Source organism: Paraniabella aurantiaca (assembly GCF_050309965.1).
Classification (GTDB): Bacteria; Bacteroidota; Bacteroidia; order Chitinophagales; family Chitinophagaceae; genus Niabella.
On record NZ_JBLOSY010000002.1, the window covers coordinates 96240 to 112769 of the forward strand.

General features: G+C 40.3%; 12 protein-coding genes. 7 read left to right on the forward strand and 5 right to left on the reverse strand.

What is annotated here, in order from left to right:
* Positions 1 to 15 precede the first annotated feature (15 nt).
* A complete protein-coding gene (locus tag ACLOAU_RS15280) occupies positions 16 to 927 on the forward strand; it encodes a hypothetical protein (protein ID WP_427862763.1) in 912 nt (303 codons plus the stop codon).
* 2 nt (positions 928 to 929) lie between these two features.
* Here the strand turns inward: ACLOAU_RS15280 and ACLOAU_RS15285 are convergent, their stop codons facing one another.
* Together ACLOAU_RS15285 and secDF are read right to left on the reverse strand one after the other, a co-directional pair.
* Entirely contained in the window at positions 930 to 1958 is a 1029-nt protein-coding gene (locus tag ACLOAU_RS15285) for a DUF6807 domain-containing protein (protein ID WP_427862764.1), read from the reverse strand.
* Positions 1959 to 2090: 132 nt separating this feature from the next.
* Positions 2091 to 5222: a protein translocase subunit SecDF gene (gene secDF / locus ACLOAU_RS15290; RefSeq protein WP_427862765.1), complete on the reverse strand. Its 3132-nt coding sequence runs from the start codon at positions 5220 to 5222 to the stop codon at positions 2091 to 2093.
* 271 nt (positions 5223 to 5493) lie between these two features.
* On the opposite strand from secDF, the gene ACLOAU_RS15295 reads away from it, so the two are divergent.
* Both ACLOAU_RS15295 and ACLOAU_RS15300 read left to right on the forward strand, forming a co-directional pair.
* Positions 5494 to 6684, forward strand: coding sequence for a pyridoxal phosphate-dependent aminotransferase (locus ACLOAU_RS15295; RefSeq protein ID WP_427862766.1), 1191 nt, complete (start codon positions 5494 to 5496; stop codon positions 6682 to 6684).
* Positions 6685 to 6832: 148 nt separating this feature from the next.
* Positions 6833 to 8722 (forward strand): tetratricopeptide repeat-containing sensor histidine kinase, encoded by a 1890-nt coding sequence (locus ACLOAU_RS15300; protein ID WP_427862767.1) that lies wholly within the window; start codon positions 6833 to 6835, stop codon positions 8720 to 8722.
* A gap of 1 nt (position 8723) precedes the next feature.
* Here ACLOAU_RS15300 and ACLOAU_RS15305 read toward each other — a convergent pair whose 3' ends face one another.
* The 3 genes from ACLOAU_RS15305 to ACLOAU_RS15315 form a co-directional block, all read right to left on the reverse strand.
* The gene (locus tag ACLOAU_RS15305; protein ID WP_427862768.1) at positions 8724 to 9137 is read right to left on the reverse strand and encodes a PH domain-containing protein; all 414 of its coding nucleotides are present in this window, start codon (positions 9135 to 9137) and stop codon (positions 8724 to 8726) included.
* Between the two features lie 276 nt (positions 9138 to 9413).
* Positions 9414 to 11075, reverse strand: coding sequence for a DUF6923 family protein (locus ACLOAU_RS15310; protein WP_427862769.1), 1662 nt, complete (start codon positions 11073 to 11075; stop codon positions 9414 to 9416).
* Between the two features lie 240 nt (positions 11076 to 11315).
* Positions 11316 to 12164: a fructosamine kinase family protein gene (locus tag ACLOAU_RS15315; RefSeq protein WP_427862770.1), complete on the reverse strand. Its 849-nt coding sequence runs from the start codon at positions 12162 to 12164 to the stop codon at positions 11316 to 11318.
* 173 nt (positions 12165 to 12337) lie between these two features.
* Here ACLOAU_RS15315 and ACLOAU_RS15320 point away from each other — a divergent pair, with 173 nt between their 5' ends.
* The 4 genes from ACLOAU_RS15320 to ACLOAU_RS15335 all read left to right on the forward strand — a co-directional run bounded on the left by ACLOAU_RS15320 (position 12338) and on the right by ACLOAU_RS15335 (position 16529).
* Positions 12338 to 13870: a serine/threonine protein kinase gene (locus ACLOAU_RS15320; protein WP_427862771.1), complete on the forward strand. Its 1533-nt coding sequence runs from the start codon at positions 12338 to 12340 to the stop codon at positions 13868 to 13870.
* 53 nt (positions 13871 to 13923) lie between these two features.
* Positions 13924 to 14868, forward strand: coding sequence for a hypothetical protein (locus ACLOAU_RS15325; protein WP_427862772.1), 945 nt, complete (start codon positions 13924 to 13926; stop codon positions 14866 to 14868).
* Positions 14869 to 14967: 99 nt separating this feature from the next.
* The gene (locus ACLOAU_RS15330) at positions 14968 to 15333 is read left to right on the forward strand and encodes a four helix bundle protein (protein WP_427862773.1); all 366 of its coding nucleotides are present in this window, start codon (positions 14968 to 14970) and stop codon (positions 15331 to 15333) included.
* 101 nt (positions 15334 to 15434) lie between these two features.
* On the forward strand, positions 15435 to 16529 hold the full coding sequence (locus tag ACLOAU_RS15335; protein WP_427862774.1) for a PP2C family protein-serine/threonine phosphatase: 1095 nt from the start codon (positions 15435 to 15437) through the stop codon (positions 16527 to 16529).
* Position 16530 lies beyond the last annotated feature (1 nt).

A 16530-nucleotide genomic window follows, 5' to 3' on the forward strand; every position in this document is an offset into this window, starting at 1 on the left:
TGTTTTTTTACTGTAATGACGATAATGATTGTATCCTGCGGCAATAAGAAAAAGAAAATGGCCGGTGAGGACGATGTGAATTTGCAGGAGTTTGTGGATTTTTTCCCCGCAGCTCCATTACCGTTCATGTATGTAGATAGCTCACTGTATGGCAAGACAAATGACAGCTTGCTGATCAGTGCTGAAATTTTTAATGAATTTACCCCGGACAGTGTATTAAGCGCAGCTTTTGGCGCTGAAAAGCCAAAACTATACGCAATAGGAAAGTTTAATGACCAGGACGGTTCTGTTTACCTGATGTCAAAGGCAGCCACCGCTAAGAATAAAGTGATGTTTATTTCTGCATACAATAATAAAAATGAATTTATAGCTGCTATGCCGGTAATGAAGAGTCAAAAGGAGAGAGGGGTTTCCACGTTGATAACCATCGACAAACTTTTTAATATTAATAAGAAAACCATCAAAAAACTACCTAATGATGTGGAGATAAGCGGGGACGATATATATGTGCTGAACAGTGCTGCTAAGAAATTTATGTTGGTAATGACGGACGCTCTGGGTGACGATGCCGAAGTCATCAACCCTATTGACACTCTTGGCAGGAGCTATAAATATGCAGGAGATTATGGTGTTGGTAGTCGTAATATTATTTCTATTCGTGATAATATAAAACCCGGACGTGTTCAGTTCTATATTCACCTGGAAGAAAAGAACTCCGAGTGCAGCGGTGAGTTGAAGGGGGAAGCTAATATCACTTCTGATAACATCGTTATTTACAAGAGGCCTGGTGATCCTTGTGCCCTGCAGTTTGAATTTGACAAAAATGGTGTAACCCTCAAAGAGCTTGAGGGATGTGGATCGCGCATGGGCGCGCTGGACTGCACTTTTAATGGAAGGTATCCTAAAAAGAAAGCCCCTAAAAAGTAAACTTATCGCTTTTGAAAATCCTTAGATAAAGCCTCAACTTCCGATGGGTTCATATTTTTCGACGCGATAGATATCCGGTATTTGAAAGTTACTGCCCCACCTGGTTTAAGTGAAAAATTAAGTGTTTCTTTCCCGTTGCTAAAAACTTTTCTGCCCAATGGGTTTGCAGCAAACAGTCCGTAACCCCTTGCATGCCAATAGGTTGGATAGCCAGTGTTGCCGGGATGATCAAAAATGGCAATCGTGATATCTTTATTGTCCTTAACGCCTTTCAACATTGCCCAGGGCGCTTTGCTACTCCAAACACTATCTCCCTTTACTCCATTGCTGTTATAATACATTCCCGAGATATTATTTCCCGAGGAAGGATCCACTTTTGTTTTGTTGCCGTGTGCGTCAACAAAAACGCCGGGCTCTTTAGAGGGCATTTCCAGCTCTCTTGCCACACGTATGGCAAAAAAGCCATCTTTTACATCTTTAAAAACAACAGGTTCTTTTAACGCTGTAAGTGTAGTCGTTCTGTCAATGATCACCACATCGTTTTGTATTTTGAAATCATAAATAGTTCTTTCTTTCAGGAAATGAGCGCCCTGGTTATTGTACCAATTGGCTGTAGCAACCAGTTGCGCTTTGTTAGACGATTTACTGGTTCTTTCAATTTTCTCATGCCTGATCGTGCCGTACAGGTGTTTTTTATCTGCAGCTATTGCGGTGGAGTTGTTCCAAAAATCAATGCCATTAACCGATTCGTAGTTTAGCCATATACCCACATGGTGGGGATGATCGGTTCTTTCTCCCACCCGGGGAGCAATGGGATAGCCCCTGGTTACAGTAATACCATCAATGGTATTTACAGGATAGAGAAAGGGTTTTGCTATAGAATCATAATAACAATAGGACGTAATTAATTGACCGTTATAAGTAATGTCTGCACGCTTGTCACCAGGTCTTGAAACAATATTAAAACCACTTTGGGCATAAAGCAGGGTAGTGCAGAGCATAAGATAAATAGCTGTGATTGTATGTTTCATTTGGCAATAATTTGAATTCAGTTATTGAAGCTTTCAAGATAACTCTTTACTACCTTTTCTGCAAATTGGGTATAGGCTAAAATAAAAAACCGGGTATTCAAGTACCCGGTTTTATTGATTAAGAAGATAATATTAGTTATTAGCTGTTTCTGCTTTTGCTGCCGGAGCATCAGCTTTTGCCTTGTCTTTACGTATACCACCTCTAAGGTCAACCAGTACCGGTGCTGCCACAAATACGGTTGAGTAGATACCTGTAACTACACCTATCAACATCGCGAATGCAAAACCGCGGGTTACCTCACCACCAAAGATAAAGAGGATCAGGATAGTTAAGAATACCGTTAAGGTAGTCATGATGGTACGGCTTAAAGTTTCATTGATCGCCTTGTTCACCAGTGTTTTTTGATCCATGGTAGGGTGAAGCTTCATGTCTTCACGAATCCTGTCAAAGATCACCACCGTATCGTTCATGGAGAAACCAATAACCGTCAGTATCGCTGCGATAAAGTGCTGATCGATCTCAAGTGGGAACGGAACAATTTCTCTTGCGAATGAAAACACGATCAATGTAACCAAAGTATCATGTATCAATGCAAAAATAGTACCCAGTGAAAACCTCCAGTCGCGGAAACGAATAAAGATGTACAGGAAGATGGCGATCATTGCAAATAAGGTAGCCTTTAATGCACCTTTTTTCAAATCATCAGAAATAGTAGGCAACACTTTCTTGCTTTCCTTTTTATTAACGGCGTCAAACTGCTGGTAACTTGTATTTTCGGGTAAATGCTTCTTTAAACCTTCAAATAATTTGTGCTCAACAATAGAATCTGCCATCTCGGTTTTAGCTTCCCTGATCAGGTAAGAGGTCGTAATGTCCAGGCTGCTGCCATCGCCGATTGTTTTAATGATCGGGTTTTCATCATCAAAAGCAGCTCTCAGGTCATCGCGTATAGCTTCTACATTTGCTTTTTTACCAAAGTCAATTTTATAGCTACGTCCACCATCAAATTCAACACCGTAGTCGAAACCATTAAAGATGGTAGCGATACCCAATAATACAATGATTACTGAGATAACATAAGCCCTTTTTCTGAACTCAATAAATTTGAATTTCGATTTCTTCTCTATTGCGTTACTTACTTTACTAAAGTAGTTCAGGTGTTTGTTTTTATTGGTAAACCAATCGCTCACCCAACGGCTTACTAAAATACCGCAGAACAGAGAAAGGAACAGACCCAGGATCTGTGTGGTGGCAAAACCTTTAACGGGACCTAATCCAAAGTAATATAAAATAAAAGCTGTAAGCAGGGTAGTTACGTGACCATCTAATACAGGGGCTAATGAACGGCTGTAACCATCATTAATCGCGGGCAGGTACGCTTTTCCTTTTCTTAGCTCTTCTTTTATTCTTTCATAAATAATTACGTTGGTATCAACCGCCATACCAATGGTTAACACCAGACCCGCAATACCCGGAGCCGTTAAAGTTGCACCTAAGCCTGCCAATACACCAATGGTGAAAAGTAAGTTTAGTATGAGTGCAATATTAGCTACCCAGCCACTTGTATTGTAGTAAATGATCATCAGGGTGAAGATCACTATAAAGGAAATGATAAATGACCACATACCACCCTGTAAAGCTGCTGCACCCAGAGTAGGGCCTACTGTTGTTTCATTAACAATTTTTGCGGGGGCGGGTAACTTACCAATTTTTAAAATATTGGCAAGGTCACTTGCTTCTTCCTGGGAAAAACTACCTGAGATGCTGGAGCGACCACCTTCGATGGCCTCATTTACATTGGGCGCAGAGTATACAGTACCGTCTACAACGATAGCAATAGGTCTGCCTACATTTGCCCTTGTAAGATCAGCCCATAATTTAGCACCAGTATTGCTCATTTCCAGGCTTACATTAGTCCGGCCGGTTTGGTCGAAATCATATCCAGCATTAATTACCTGCTCGCCTTCTAACTTAGCTTTTTGACGGCCGAAAGTTTTAATAGCATAAAGTTCAACCTGCGGAGACTTTTTAGGAGGCATGCCAAACATCCACACTAAATCAGCAGGAAATTTATATCTAATAAGGGGAGATTCCAATATTTTACGAATACTGGCGGTGTCTTTTAGCATAACCATACCAACACCGTTGGTTCTGCCCTGAGCAGCGGCAGCAAAGTCAATCCACCCCATTAAATGTTTTTTGGCTTCCGCTTCCTGTATATAAGTGGAGGCATCAGCCTTTGGTGCATCTTTTTTTGCCAGGTCTTTCAGTTGAGCCTGTAAATTACCGGTATCCGCTTTAACAGTACCTGCTTTTGCAGAATCAGTGCCGATAACAGTTGCAACAGCGCTCGTGTCATTCTGACTTGCCGTATTTAATGTATCTGTGTTTGTTTTACCACTTTGCTGAGCAAAATAGGCCTCATCAGCACTTTGAATATTTTGACCGATCTCATCAATTCTATATACTTCCCAGAACTGAAGGTTGGCGCTGGCCTGGAGGTTTTTCTTTACACGCTCTTTATCCTGTACTCCCGGAAGTTCAACAGATATGATCTGTTTTTCGGGATCGGGGTTAATATTAGGTTGAGCTACGCCAAATTTATCAATACGGGTAGTAATCAGTCTTGATGTATTATCAAATGCAGCTTTCGCCTGTCTGTTCAGGTAGCTGATCACTTTGCCGTCATCGTCAGTAGCTTTTAATTCGGTATTGCTTGAATTGGCAAATAGTGAAGCCAGTCTTCCGTTGGGAACCAGTTTTTTGTATTCTTCTACAAATAAGGTTATAAAGTTAGCGTCACTAGCCGCTCTTCTTTGATCCGCATTGGCCAGCGCTTTTGTAAAATTAGGATCTTTGGAATTGTTAGCCAGTGTTGATAATACACCACTCATTTCCACTTCCATGGTTACGTTCATCCCACCCTGAAGATCCAGGCCCAGATTTAGTTCTTCGCCTTTCGCTTTCTGGTAACTGATAGGGCCTGTAATACCATAAGTAACAGTTACATCTCTCGTGCTATCTTTTAATTCAGCTAATCTCGCTTCATAGGCTTCGTTCAGCCATTCCTGATATACAGTCTGAGAATCTTTATTGGCAGGATACTTTACAGCAGCGGCAGGATGTGTTCTGTCCACATAGCTTCGGGCTTGCTTTTCCAGCTTCTTCTCATGATTTCTTACAAACCAGGTAAACGATAATTGATACAGGGAATAAATGATAAGCAAAATCGTAAAAAAACGAACCAGGCCTTTGAGTTGCATACGAGTTTAATATTTATAATTCACTTAGTTTGGTAAAAGTTATTCGGCACGGTAAAGCACCAAAAAACCTTATCCGGTTTTTTTTAAAGGCTGCAAAGATAAGGGTTAGGTGAATTGAAAGTTGATATGTTATGAAGTTGATATAACTATGTGCGAAAAAAATATGCAAAAAGGAGTTTTCGATAAATTAACCCCAAACTTTTAAACTTTTAAACCAATCAACTATTACATTTGCATGATTTTTTATTCTAACAGAAAAATATTTAAAAAAATGCAATTATCATCTCTTTTAGAGCGCTTTGCAGAGCCGGAAACGCTTAAGATGGCAAAATTGGGGCGCGAATTAAGGGCGAAAGGTGTTGATGTAATTGACCTTAGCCTTGGTGAACCTGACTTCGATACACCCGAACATATAAAACAGGCTGCTATTAAGGCTATCAATGATAATTGGAGCCATTATACACCGGTACCGGGCTTTTTAGACTTACGTGAGGCAGTTTGCACCAAGTTAAAGAGAGATAATAACCTGGATTATAAACCCGAGCAGATTGTAGTTTCTACAGGAGCCAAACAAAGCCTGGCAAATGTATTGCTGGCGTTGGTAGACGAAAATGATGAAGTGGTTATTCCTACGCCTTACTGGGTAACTTATTCTGAGTTGGTAAAAATCGCCCGTGGTAAAGTGGTTGAAATCAGAACCAGTGTGGAAAAAGGATTTAAAGCTACTGCTGAAGAAGTGGAAGCTGCGATCACTCCAAACACAAAGGCTTTCTTATTCTCTTCTCCATGCAATCCTTCGGGAGCAGTATATAATAAAGAAGAACTGGCTGCTTTGGCCGAAGTATTCAAAAGGCACCCGCAGGTAACCATTATCTCTGATGAGATTTATGAATACATTAATTATGTGGGTGATCATGAAAGTATTGCCCAGTTTGAAGATATTAAAGACAGAGTGGTGATCGTAAACGGTTTGAGTAAAGGTTTTGCTATGACCGGATGGCGTATTGGTTACACAGCGTCTTCGGTTGCTATTGCAAAAGGAATGGAGAAATTGCAGGGACAATTCACCAGCGGAACCTGTTCTATTGCACAAAAAGCAGGTGTTGCGGCTTTAACAACAGACCTGAGGCCTACACAGGAAATGGCTGAAGAATTTACCCGCAGGAAAAAACGTGTTCTGGAACTCGTTAACGAAGTTCCGGGTGTTATCTGCTCAGATCCCGACGGTGCATTTTATATTTTTCCTGATATGAGCTCTTATTTTGGTAAGACAGACGGAGAAACCTTTATTAAGGATTCTGCCGATTTGTGTATGTATATATTGAATACAGCACACGTATCTTCTGTTATGGGCGCCGCTTTCGGAGAACCTAATTGTGTTCGCTTCTCTTTTGCCAATAGTTTATCCAATATTGAACGAGGGTGGGTAAGGATTAAGGATGCGTTATCTAAACTAAATTAAAAAGTTTAATATATTATAAAGACTCCCGATGAGGGAGTCTTTATATTTATTATAGCTTTATTCTAACGAGTATAGAAAATATTGAATAGATTTGTAGAGGAAGGATTGACTGATTATTGAGGGGATTGAGTTAAATTGAAACTAAGCCATGAGCCTTCGTACTAAACGTAATCGCATGCTGTTTGCAGTGAGTTTTACTGCATTCCTGTTTATTTTTCACTCATCATCTAACGCGCAGGATAAAAAAAATGCTATTTTACTGATGCCCGATAATAAGGCTAAGGTAGATTCCATTTTAAGTTATGTAGAAAAAAATGGACGTGATGTATCGCGCGGGGCATTATATGAAGAAGCATTCCGCCTGGTTGATCAATTGCATTACAAGGAGGTAGAACCGCTGCTTTATAACTCCTATGGATATTTTAAACGGGAACTTTCTGAGTATACAGAATCAATAGGTTTACACATCAAGGCTTTGGAATTTTCTAAAAAGCAGGGAAATATCCACGAAGAGATCAAAGCTTATAATAACCTGGGTGTTGCTTACCGGAGAATGGATGATTATAATACGGCCCTGGAGTACCTGATGGACGGGCTTAAACTTTCTGAGAAAACTGGTGATGATTATAGTACTACGATTGCTTTAAATAGTATAGGTAATATCCATTTGGCCCAGGGAAATTACAGGGCTGCTATCGATTATTTTGCTCAGTGTATGCCCCTGGCTATAAAAGCTGGCAACGAAAGGGGCATCGCTATCAATCTCCAGAATATGGGAGAGTGTTATGAAAAGTTGAATATTGCGGACTCGGCACGTCTATATTACGATCGTGCACTGGAGTATAACAAGAAAAGAAACGATCTGAAGGGTATTGCCATCTGCTTAAATAGTTTAGGTAATATTCTTTTAGAGGAGGGAAAGTCTGATAAGGCTTTGGCTTTATATAAAAAAGCGCTTCCAATAAACATTGAGCTGGGTGACAGAATTTTTATTGCCAATAGTTATAATCATATAGCGGCCGCACATTTGAAAGACGGAGACGTTACAATGGCCCGCCGGATGTATGACAGTGCACTGCATATTTCAACCATTATCCGATCGGTAACGGAAGCCAAAGAAGCTTATTGGGGATTAATGAAAACATCTGAAGCCGAAAAGAATTGGGAGCAGGCATATACCTATAGCAGCCTTTATAAGGCACTTTCTGATAGCATTATCAATGTTAAAAGCTCGCAGTCTTTAAGAGCCCGCGAAGTAGCCTATCATCAAAACAAAATAGCACTGCTTGAAAAAGATGACAGGAACAAGAATATTATCATGGTAGGCAGCCTTATTTTATTCTTGTTATTACTGGCATCAGGTATTTTGTATTATTTAAGAAACCGCCTGCTCGAAAGAAACCGTTCACTGCAAAGAGAATTAGAAATACGCTCGCAGATCGCTTCAGACCTGCACGACGATATGGGGTCGTCTTTAAGTAGTATTCACATTTTCAGCGAACTATTGCGCAAAAACGGTAACAATTCGCATGATCTTTTATCCAAGATAGAAGCCAATGCTAAGGACACTCTTGAGGCGTTGGACGATATCATCTGGTTGGTGAAACCCACCAATGACAAGTTCAGCAACCTCAGTATGCATATCAGCGAATTTTCAATACCGTTATTCGAATCAAAAAATATTTCTTTTGAAATTGACTTTCCTGATGCTATTTCCGAAGTTCCATTGCCTATGGAAACAAGGAGAAATATATTCCTGATTATTAAAGAGTCGGTTAATAACCTCATTAAGTATTCAGAATGTAGTAAGGCTTCAATAAGGGCTTTCTACGATCAGGGTGATCTCTGTTTTATTGTAAAAGATAATGGAAAAGGATTTGACCCGTTAAAGCTTACTAATAGGAATGGCATTAAGAATTTAAAGGCAAGGGCTAATCAAATCAATGCGGATATTCAAATCAAATCCGCCCCGGGACAGGGTACTGAAATTATACTGGTGGTGAAAGCCAGGGGGCTTACTGTTTTACATGCGGTATAGTTTATTGCTCTTTATACGAAATATCCGGGTTTATTTTTTTCAGGTGTGCAATAAAAGCTTCGCGTAAACGAGGTGCAATAATAACGCAATCATGTTCATTATACTCCACCATGAGCCGGTCCACAGAAAACCCGGGACCGCTTAAAAGATGACGCCTTCTGCGTGTTACTTTTCTTATAGATTCGATGTCTAAAGATTCCGTAAAAAGAAAGCCGCTTTTGATAGTTAATGTGTTCTCGTAAATAGTATAATGGGTGTTATAAAAAATGTAGATAGTAAAGGCTCCAAATCCTAATGTAACCGCAAACAAAGCAATACTTTTTTCAATCAGGGCAACTATCAATAAAACAACCAAAGCCGTGGCAAATAATAGCTTAATAATAAGGCTTGCTTTAGTTTTATAGACGATCATCATTGTTGTCATTAATACTTACTTCTAAGTTACATTAAACAATAGGTAAAGTCTTAAAAAAAAACGAGTGTAATTCAGATTTTTGTTACATCATTGGCGCCAAAGTGGAGGCATCTGTTAAAATATGGAAGACCAGGCGGGTTTCATCGTACGCTGGAAATGACCTATAAATGAAGTATAGTTTAAAGAGAAAATTTGAATGGTACCCCTAAAAAATGCTTTGAAAAAAAACCAACAGTTTTATCCGTTGGCTTTTACCTGCTTCAAATATTACATTAATTATTGTTGTATAGCTTCCACTACTTTCACATACTTATAATTTCCGTCCTTATCCACTTGTTTCAACCGAACAAAAACCTTCTGACCTTTATCATTCATGGCTGCATCTTGTTTAGAACAAGATGTCAACCCTATAAATATAAGCCCGGCCGCAATCATTAAAGAGCAAACCCATTGGTTACGCTTATTAAACAACAGGCAACCGAAGACAACAGTAAACAAAGAGATGCCTAATAGCCCAGTAGCAGCAGCTAAATCTGCTTTAAAATTGTAATGCAATGCAGAACTGGAATTGCCATTTGCCGCAAGGCTGTTTACGGTTCCTATTTTAACGAAATGCCCGCCATCTTTAGATATTTCAATATCGAAATAAGCATTACTCCATTCGCTCAGGGTACTCCAGTTCACTATCAACTGGCCATTAACAACACGAGCTTCCAATGATCCCAATGTGACAGGGAGGGTAGCATCAACCGTTACTTTAATAGTAGCGTGGTTTGATATGTTTCCCTGGTTATCTTTTATAGTATATTCAATAATGGCCTCACCCGTAAAGCCTGCAACAGGGGTGAATGTTACCACACCAGTAGCGGGGTTTAACGTGAATGTTCCTTTTCCTGTTATAAATATAGAACCGTCGGCATCCGGTGTAACAGAACCAACAGTATATAATTGTACAGAAGTCGGGTTCAACGCATAGGTGCCTGCAACATCGTTTACTTTTACGTCCAGGGTAACCGGCGATGTAACGCCTGGCGCTATGGCTGTTGAATCATTTTTAGCAATAGGAGCTACCCAACGGGCGCAACGTGCCCCGTCGTTAGGAAAAAATCCCTTAAATGCATCGGAGTATGGTGTAGCTGCAATACTGCCTCCCGTTGCTGCCAAAGTATTAGGTGTAGCTATTTTGTAGATCTCGCCGGTAAGGTTATTACCTACAAACATATTGCCCAGGTTATCCATAAAAGCTGTGCCATAAGTACCTGTGCCGGATGTGCCGGAAACAGTTCCTAAAACGGTTAAGGTATTGGTAGTGGGATTGTATCGAAAAAGCTCAAGGCCGCTGGTTACGCCATAAATATTACCGTCTATGGGACTAAAAACAAAATCGTTAATATTGTTTGCCGACCCGCTACCCGAAAATGTACCAGATGGAACGTTATATTCCAGCACAGCGGTAGGCGTCGCACTATTAAGATCTATGCTGATAAAATTCATGTTTTCATAATCATACAGGTAATAAATACCGTTGCTTGCCACATCTCCAGCTACATAAGAAATACCGGTAGGTAAAAGGCTACCGGGATCGGCCACCGTTATTTCTTCTACGGCTCCGTTAGCACCAATTCTAAATACCTTGCCTGTATACATCAGGTATCCGTACATATACCCGTCTATAGGATTATATCCCAGAGCATTAACATAGCGCGAAACGCCTCCAGACGGAATAATGCCCGCTTTTATAAGTGTAGCACTACCAGTGGCTACGTCAAAGGCATACAAGTCGCTCGTGTTAGATTCGCCTGTACTGTTGATAATGTAGGCATAACCGCCAGAGCAATTGACCTGGGTGGGACTTTGAGCAAATACATTTAGAGAAAGAAACAAGGCTGTAAGCCAAAAGAGTGGTTTAGGAAGGGCCTTTTTTAATCTTTGTTTCATCATCATGATTTTAGTAAGGTTAAATAAAGGTGATCCTGTTTAGAATAATCACTAAGATATTGGCGCGAGCCTTTTAGGCAGTGCTTATTCGACGAATGGCTAGGATTACTCGTTGAAACTGAGAAAATTGATGTTATAGAAGCACTACCGGAAATATTGATCGTAGTAAGTTTCTGGATGTTTCGCTTTTAGTTTTGGATACAGATTCTGTCTCAGTTAGAATAATAGCGGGTATAAATTTTAAAAATGACGCAGAATTGCTGTCACATCATTAATGTAATGTCCTTCAAACAAAACTGCATGTACTAAAAGTGGGTAGAGCTGTGCGTAAGAAAGCCTGTTGAGCCATCCTTTCTCCAGCGCATATACATTGTTATAGCCACTATAAAAATCTTCTGGAAATCCGCCGAAAAGCTTTGTCATAGCCATATCCATTTCCCGGTGACCATAATATACAGCCGGATCAAAAATGGCAAAGCCCTGGTCTGAAGTGCTTATATAATTACCGCTCCATAGATCACCATGAAGCAGGGAAGGTTTTTCTTCCGGGAAAATGTTTTTAATAGCCAAACAGAATCTTTCAGCTTGAGCAATGTCTTTGTAATGGAGGCGTCCGAAGTCAGCCAGTTTTTTTATTAATGGCAAAATGCGACAATTGGCGTAAAATTCCGGCCAATTGTCAAATGGCGTATTGGTCTGCGGCAGGCTTCCGATATAGTTATTTTCTTCAAAGCCAAAACAGGGCTGGCGCTCTTTATGCAATTCGGCAAGCCCGCAACCGAACTGGTAATAGGAGCCTTTTGGAGGATATGCTTTTTCGAGCCACTCGAGCAGCAGAAACTGATAGGTATTAACGGTTCCTGTTTGAATAACATTGGGTACCTTCAATTGCGTGTGCGTTCTTAATATATTTAAGCCACCGGCTTCCCGTATAAACATATTCGGATAAAACCCGGCATTATTTATTTTAAGGAAAAACCTTTGGGTTTTGGTTTCGATGCAATATGCCTTATTGATGTCGCCACCATGCACTTCACTTATGTTCTCGGGGGTAACTATAAGCTGCTCTAAAATACTGTTTGATAACATTAGCCGGGTTTTACCGAAACAGGGCTGCTGTTTACCGGTTTTTGTATTTTTTTATGAATAAATGAGGCTTCTTCTTTTATTTTTAACGGTTACAATATGCACGAATGTGTATTAAAAATAGCTGATCGGAAGCAAAATTGATGATATATTTATAATGGATTAAGGCAGACAGCATGGAACGTACAAGTATTAACGGATATGTATTAAAATATAAACTAGGCGACGGAGGCATGGCGGAGGTGTGGTATGCTGAAAATTACCTGCAAAAGCCGGCGGCAATAAAGATCTTACTCCGCAAATTTTGTGAAGAAGCAGACCTGGTTGCCCGTTTTCAAAATGAAGCGCGGTTGATGGTTCAGCTGAACCACCCCAATATTCGCAATATACATGATTATGGAATGATAGACGGTCGTCCCTGCATGATCATGGAATACCTGGAAGGTAAGGATCTTTCGGCCCGTATGAAAGGTGGTGAGCAGTTTAGCGGTGATCAGTTAATACAATGGTGGAATAACCTGGTTGATGCGTTGCAGTATACGCACAGAAAGCATATTGTACACCGTGATATAAAACCGGCCAATATTTTTGTAACCGATGATGGTAAGGTAAAGCTATTAGATTTTGGTGTTGCTAAAATAAAAGACAATATAACTGTTACCCAAACGGGTTCACGTATGGGTACGCTCATGTACATGAGTCCCGAGCAGGTGTACGATGTAAAAAATCTCACGCACAAAACAGATAATTACTCGCTGGCAGTAACCTTCTATCACCTCGTTACCGGTAAAGCTCCCTATGATAGTACTAAAATCTCCGACTTTGAAATACAGGAGCGTATTGTACGAAAGGATATTGATACTACCATTTTACCACAGCCCTGGCGTGATCTGTTGCCCGGTTATTTCAACAAAAATGCCGAACAGCGAAGAGAATTGCATCCGGTTGTGGCGAATGCTGTAGAAGACAGCGATGCTACAATGTATATCAATCCGGTTGAGCCGGTAAAACAAGATCCGAAGCCTGATGCTGTGCCGCCCAAACCTGTATATCATCAACCAGCCACACAAAGACGCAGTCCGTTTTATGTGTTATTTCCGATAGCTGTAGTTTTAGGGCTGATTGCTTTTGCTTTGAATAAGGATAAAGTAGCAGGTTTTTTTGAAAAAGATGAAGGACCCGCCGTCAGGGAAGCTGTCGCAAAGCCAAAACCAAAGCCAAAGAAGGAAGAAGCAGACCCATCAAAAGATACACCGGTAGGTTTACCAGATACGATCATCTCCAATGGTGATGATGGAAGCCTGGACCAGGTGATCGTAAGTGCCGACCCTGCACAGATTGAAGCAGATGTGAAGTCGTTAATAAGCAGCTATTACCGTAGCCGGAGCAATTGCAGCGGATTATCTTCTTTCTTTAATGATGTTGTGAAGCAATACTATAAAAAAAGTAATGTACCCCTTAGCGAGATTCGAAAAGAATGTGAAGGTTATCATGGAAAATGGCAATATACGGAAGCGGATATCAGTAATGATTCTTATGTATTTACACATAACCAGAATGGTAAAACTTATGTAGATTTCAGTATGCTTTATAAGATCCGGCAAAATGAAATGGATGACTGGATCCCCTATAATATTGATGTTTCTATGGTCATAGACGAAAATCATAAAATTGAAAGAATTGTGGAAAGACGAATTGAAAAGTTATAGCAGGAATAAGGCTTGATAAAAAATAGCAGGAATCAAATAATAACTCATAAATTATGTTGAATAAAATAAAAAAGTGGTTGTTACCCGATGAGGAGGAAGAAGAAAAAAGACTGACCAACCAGGTTTTAGTTAACCAGGTGGTAGAATCCTTTAAGGAAACCATCGGGAGAGAATCTTTTAATAAAAGGATGATGTACGACTGTAGCTATCTGATTTTGATGCGGCCTGAAGATTATCATCATGCGGAGTTAAGACTGGCGGGTATAACCGAAGGTATCCTGGATGAATTTTACAGCCATATCAACGAAATGAAAAGTCAATACCCGCGCTACGACCCAATCGGCAGTTTCTGGGATTTTCAATATTGCCCGGCTGAAAAGGGGGTGGACAATACGGAGATTGAACCTGGATCGGTACAGGTGGTAAGTGCGCCTACTTCAGAAAAGTCGTGGATGGAATTGTCGAGCGAACAGATCAAAGTTTCGGTAAGCAGTAAGCATTCTAAATATTCGAAGTATGACCTGAATCCTAATACATTTGCCAATATTGATATTTTATCCAAAGGGCATTTCCGGGTAAAGTTTAACAAAGAGCTTTTCGCTTCCGAACCCGGTACAACATCGGCAGGTGCCAATACTTCGGTAACTCCTAAAAAAGATAAGTTGGCTACACTGCAGTTCGTGATCAATAAACAACGCTATAGCTTTCCCATGCGTGAAAAGCAACTAAAGATCACCCGCGCCGTTGAAGGACTTACCAGCACAGCCACATTGCTTTGTATTAACGAGCCATCCGGCTCTTTGCAAAAAGAGCATGTGATGATAAAATATGAAGAAGGTTCGCGACTTTTTTATATTGCCCTTTTTGCTGATGCGTTTGTAAATGAACAGAAGCTGGAGTTGAGCCGCATAGGTGAAACACCTGTATGGCACCCGTTAAAGAATGATTCAACTATAGTATGTGGCATTTTTCAATTGGATTTTAAGTCGGAAGTGTAAAGGAGAGGACAGATGACGGAGGAAAGATGACAGCAAAGCATGAATTGATATGTAAGCAACGATGTTTTTATTGTTAAATCTATTAATAAAACACTTGTTATGACAAATTACAAAAATCTGGAAGCCTGGAAGAAGTCGATGGAGCTTGTAAAGGAAATTTATTTGTTAGCAGCTAATTATCCTAAAGAGGAATTATATGCACTCACGAGCCAAACCAAGCGAGCAGCGATATCGGTTCCTGCCAATATAGCTGAGGGTATTGGCCGGAATTATAAAAAGGATACGATACAGTTTTTACACATAGCAAGAGGATCCCTTTATGAATTGGAGACATTATTAAATATTGCAGTTATGGTGGATATCATTTCTGAAGAAAAATTTGAACCTTTTGTTGTACGATTGGATGAGTGTCTGAAAATATTGAATGGACTTATTGCCTATTATGAAAGGTCATCTTTAAAATAACACTGTCATCTGTAATCAGTCAACCATCAACTTTTTATGATTCCCGTTCTACTGATCGTATTCATAGTATTAGTGTTTTACCTGCAAACAAAAACAAAGAAATGAGCAGAGCTATAGTATCGCATGTGCAAACGGATGTTGGCCGCCGGCGCGATAATAACGAAGATAATTTTGTATGGTTATCCGGATTATGGGGTAAGCCTGCCATCGCATTGGTGGGCGCTATCGATGGTGTTGGTGGCTACGAAGGTGGGGAGGAGGCTTCTGCAATGGCCAAAACCACTATTGAAAACTACTTGCAGAATTTTAGTTTCGGTGCTCCGCTACAATTGCTGAAGGAGGCATTTATTAATGCCAACAATGCCATTCACACCCGCCGCACCGAGGCAAATTTACAAAGAATGAGCTGTGTTGCCTCTTTAGCTATATTAGACGCAGAGAAGGAACTGATGTATGTGGCTCATGTGGGCGATAGCAGGGGATATGTGTTCAGGAATGGTGAGCTGATCAAAATTACACGGGACCATTCAACTGTGGGTTTTAAAGAAGATAAAGGTTTTCTTACAGAAGAAGAAGCTATGCTGCACCCTCAGCGTAATGAGATCAGCAAGATGTTGGGGGAATATATGATCGATGCCAACGATAATGAAGGATATTTTGATTTTTTTGAGCATAGTTTTTTACCGGGAGACATTGTACTGTTCTGCAGTGATGGTCTTACCGACCTGGTGAACAGGCAGGGTATGACCCAAATACTGGCAACAGATGTGGCCATCAAAGTAAAGGCACAACAATTAATTGATGCGGCCAATGAGCTGGGAGGAAAAGACAATATTACAGTTGCTATCGCAGGATATGAAGCAAAGGCTCCCGCAAAAAAACGTGCGTATAAAAATACGATAGAAGTACCCATCAGTGAAGAAGAAGATCTTTTAACTATTATGGATAAGAAGCCTGCGCGTAAAAAAAAACAGTGGTTGTGGTTACTCCCGGTAGCGTTCCTGGCGGGCTTCCTGGCCAACTGGGGCGGAACAAAAAAAATATTCCTCCCCGGAAGCGTAAATAGGGTTGATACCATTTTTGTTAAGGATACGATTCCTTATTATGATAGTTTGCGTAATAAGGATACTTTGATACAAGCTACTGATACTATTTTCAGCGATAGTGCCCGAAACCGTAATACAACCGGCTATTAGC